3 protein-coding genes are annotated in these 3,482 nt (G+C 61.4%); all 3 read right to left on the bottom strand.

Features of this window, described 5'->3' with window-relative positions; genetic code table 11:
• Nucleotides 1-74: 74 nt before the first annotated feature.
• Nucleotides 75-854: a DUF6992 family protein gene (locus R6U20_RS03785; RefSeq protein WP_410336539.1), complete on the bottom strand. Its 780-nt coding sequence runs from the start codon at nt 852-854 to the stop codon at nt 75-77.
• Between the two features lie 167 nt (nt 855-1,021).
• Nucleotides 1,022-1,822 (bottom strand): TerB family tellurite resistance protein, encoded by an 801-nt coding sequence (locus tag R6U20_RS03780; protein WP_410336538.1) that lies wholly within the window; start codon nt 1,820-1,822, stop codon nt 1,022-1,024.
• Between the two features lie 14 nt (nt 1,823-1,836).
• Nucleotides 1,837-2,475, bottom strand: coding sequence for a thioredoxin family protein (locus tag R6U20_RS03775; protein ID WP_410336537.1), 639 nt, complete (start codon nt 2,473-2,475; stop codon nt 1,837-1,839).
• Nucleotides 2,476-3,482 lie beyond the last annotated feature (1,007 nt).

Below are 3,482 nucleotides of genomic sequence, written 5' to 3'. Positions count from 1 at the left end.
GAAGTGGAGGCTTTGCGGGTGGCTCGATGTCTGATTTCGGCCCCGAACGCCCCGATGGATTCGATCCGGATGACTCAGAAACGCCAGGTGAGCGCCCCACCCACTGGCAAGGATCGAGCCGCGAGGTCCCCGGGCATGCTGAGGAAGTCGACGATACGTCTTCGGGATCCGAGCCACGCAATGGCGTCTAGCACGAACAGACCTGCGCCTTGCAGGATGAGCGCGCTGCCATGCCCACGCCACGCAGCAGCGTCGTCCACATCGTAGGCGCTCGCCACAACCATGGCCGTACCCACGCTGGCATAGCCTATGTTGAGCCCCAGATTGGCCAGCAAGATGTCGTGGTACCGGCGCTCCGCATTAATGGCACCGCGCCACGTGGTGGGCCGGTCGCGCGAACTCAGTAGTCCTGCTGCGGCAATGCCCACATTGACCACGCCCCACGCCGCCGACTGAAATCCGAAGGCGCGGGTGTCCGTTTGGTCAGAGGCGAGGCGCAGTGCCAGTCCCCCTGCGATGTTCGCACTGCCCCAAGCCGCTACGCGCCAGAGGTGGTTGCGCTCGGCACGCAGGCGATCGGTTACGGACGCCTTGATGCGAGCGGAATCGGCGGGCGAGGGCTCGGTGTGGAGCGCATCGGCGGTGCCGTTTTCAGTGGGAGGGGCAGGCACTGCTTCGGCAGATGGAGATTCGCGATGCTCGACTGGCGCGGGATCGGGATCGGAGGGTGGCAACGAGGGCGCTGTTGTTTGGGCGGTGGCGGTTTGATAGAGTGCCCATCCGCCCGCCGCCAGGAGTCCGCCAGCAACCCAGCGCGTGGCGGCATGCGTTGTGAGGGTTTGCATCCAGGACATGGGGCCTGCGGGGGTTTTGGGGAGGGGCGCAATTCTTAACGACTAACGCACGGCTTCAATGCGGCGATCCGCCCCGTAGAGGTTGTGATGAGACTATTGCATTGGGCAATCTGCTCTGCTTCCCTCCAACTCCCTATGTGCTTGCAGGTGCGCCACTGCCCCAGGGCTTACTTGCAGCGCGGGGACAGGCGCACCTGCACATCCCATGCAGAGCCGAGCGTGGCGATGAGCGCCTCTTCGGCGTCGGTGACGGGGCCGTCGGCGCGGGCCATGCAGTAGATATCGTCGAGCACGGCCAGGAGCTGCACATCGGGGAGGGCCTGCTTGAGCGTTTGCACGACGTGCTGGATGAGGTCTTCGTCGGCATCGGCGTAGACACGCAGTGCCGTGCGGATGACGTCGTCGATGGCTTCTTCGTCGAAATCGGGATGCCACGGCTGCAGGCGCTTACGCAGCATGGCGATTTCGTCGGTGTTGAGTTCGTTGTTGCCCGCGTGCGCAATGGCGATGAACAGGAAGGCGAGTTCGTGGATGAGGCTCCAGTCGTCGGAGGTGCCCTCAACCTCGGCGGTGGTGTTGTCGAGGAGCGACTCGCCAAGGGCTTTGTGGCCCCAGGCGGCGGCTACGTGAGCAATGAGGCCCTGCTCGCGCTGAAGCAGCACGCCGTCGGCCTCTGCAATATCGACAAGCCCTTCGAGGATGTCGCTGTGGTGATCGGCGCTGAGCTCGTCGGAGAGGCGCTCAATGGCCTGGTCGACGGCCTCATCGGGCGATTCGGCCTCGGTCAGCCGTGTAACGCCTTCGATGAGCGTGGGGCGCACCTCCAGGTTGTACCCCGCCGCCCAGGGCGCCAGGGCCGCCTGCACCGACACCCCCTCTTCGGGCGAGAGTTCGTGGTCGGTACCATAGGCGGGAGCCATGTAGAGCAGAGCGATGTCGTGCGCGGGCGTCCAGGTCGGGTAGGCCATGTGGGATGCAGAAGTTACGAGGCAGAGGGCGTGGTGGCGTGCAGCGTGTCGATGAGTTCGCGTTCTACATGCTGCCAGCCGCCCTTATCATACCAATCGAGGAGGGCTTTCACAATTGCCATCTTGTCCTTTCCATCGGCATTTAACGCGTCGTAACGATCTTGCGCCACATCGGGACGCGGGCCCCAGGTGAACAGCACGGTGCCGTTTTCGTCCAGCGCGGCGAGTTTGGGGATGCTCCGGGAGCCGCCGGTTAGGAAGCGGTCCATGAGGTCCAGGTTGTCGTCGCGCAGCAGGATGCGCAAGTCGATGTCGGGGTGCGACTGCGCGGCCTCGGCAATAACCGGCAGGCTGAACGCGGAATCTCCACACCAGGGCTCGGTGAGCACCATCCACGTCTGCGGCGTATCGACCGCATCGAGCGCATCGTCCAGGTCCTCAGAGACCGTGTATGCCGCGTGCACACTGGCCTGACGTTCATGATTGTAGTTCAGGTAGTGCATCATGCGGCGGTCTGAGGCATCGGCCTCATCGGGCAGGTCGGCGGTGCGCTCGGCCTCCCAATGCGCCTTGTACTCGGCATAGGTCATGCCGTCGGTACGCACGCGATTCAGGTCAACGGATTCGCGGGTCGGGGCGTCAGTTGCAGACATACGGGGGTCGAATTGTGGAAAACGTGTACGAAGGGATGCGCGGCAGCGTGGCGCATCCGGGGGTTTGTGCTGTACGACAGCTGACTGTTACGCGGATTGTATGGCTCGCCATCTGTGCCGTTGCGCGTTTGATGTGCGTTTGTAGATACACTTGTGCGCGGGGGCTCTGTTTGACGCTCGCCGTCGATTATCTGGGATGGGTGGGAAGAGCATAAAGGCTACCGAGTAACTGATCGATCGCAAGTGATCCCCCAAGCAGTCATCCCGAACAAGGTGCCCTTGTAGGATTGTGAGATTAGCCGCCGTATGCTACTGCTGTGTCACACGTGATTGTTTGGGTCAAACCGAGATAGGTACGCGTGTCGTGCTGTCCCGAACAGGTCCCGCTGAACGCCAGGGAGATGGTTCGACTGCGCTCACCATGACCGGCTTCGTGGAAGTTGATTGCTGGGCAACCATCAAAATGAGGGTTGACAGAGCACTACTGCTGTGTCACGGGTGATTGTTTAGTTCGTTTGAGCGCACGGAATCCCTCCCCCTAATCCTCCCTTCTCTGAGGACTTCGTGAGAGCGTCCTATGGTTCCTTCCTCCCCGATATCTATTTAGCGGGCTTCAAGGATCGACCGGGATATCTGATTCGCTCCTGATTCCGGGCTAGTCTATGCACACAACCTGGAATAGCTGTGGGCGTCGAATATAGGCTGGTGTTCATTTTTGCCTTGATGCAAAAACGAACCAGACGAGCGAAGCGACTCACGAAGTAAAAAAATCAAGGCCCAAAGGATGACCGCAAGGGCCCCTGGAAGAACTGGGCCTGACTGCGCCCTCCGGTCCGCTAAAATTGATCAAACTCACTCGCAGGCTCGCTCAAACAGGATCAATTTTCGAGCGCGTTCCTTCGGGCTTCGTCCGGGCGGCCCACTTCTTCGAGGCCGGAAGGGCTTCATACCGCGGGGAGGTGTAAATCCTGTAAACGAAATACCCCCCAAACAGATGACCTGAATGC

The organism is Longimonas sp. (assembly GCF_046498435.1).
Lineage (GTDB): Bacteria > Bacteroidota > Rhodothermia > Rhodothermales > Salinibacteraceae > Longimonas.
This window is presented reverse-complemented; position numbering and strand designations above follow the sequence as displayed.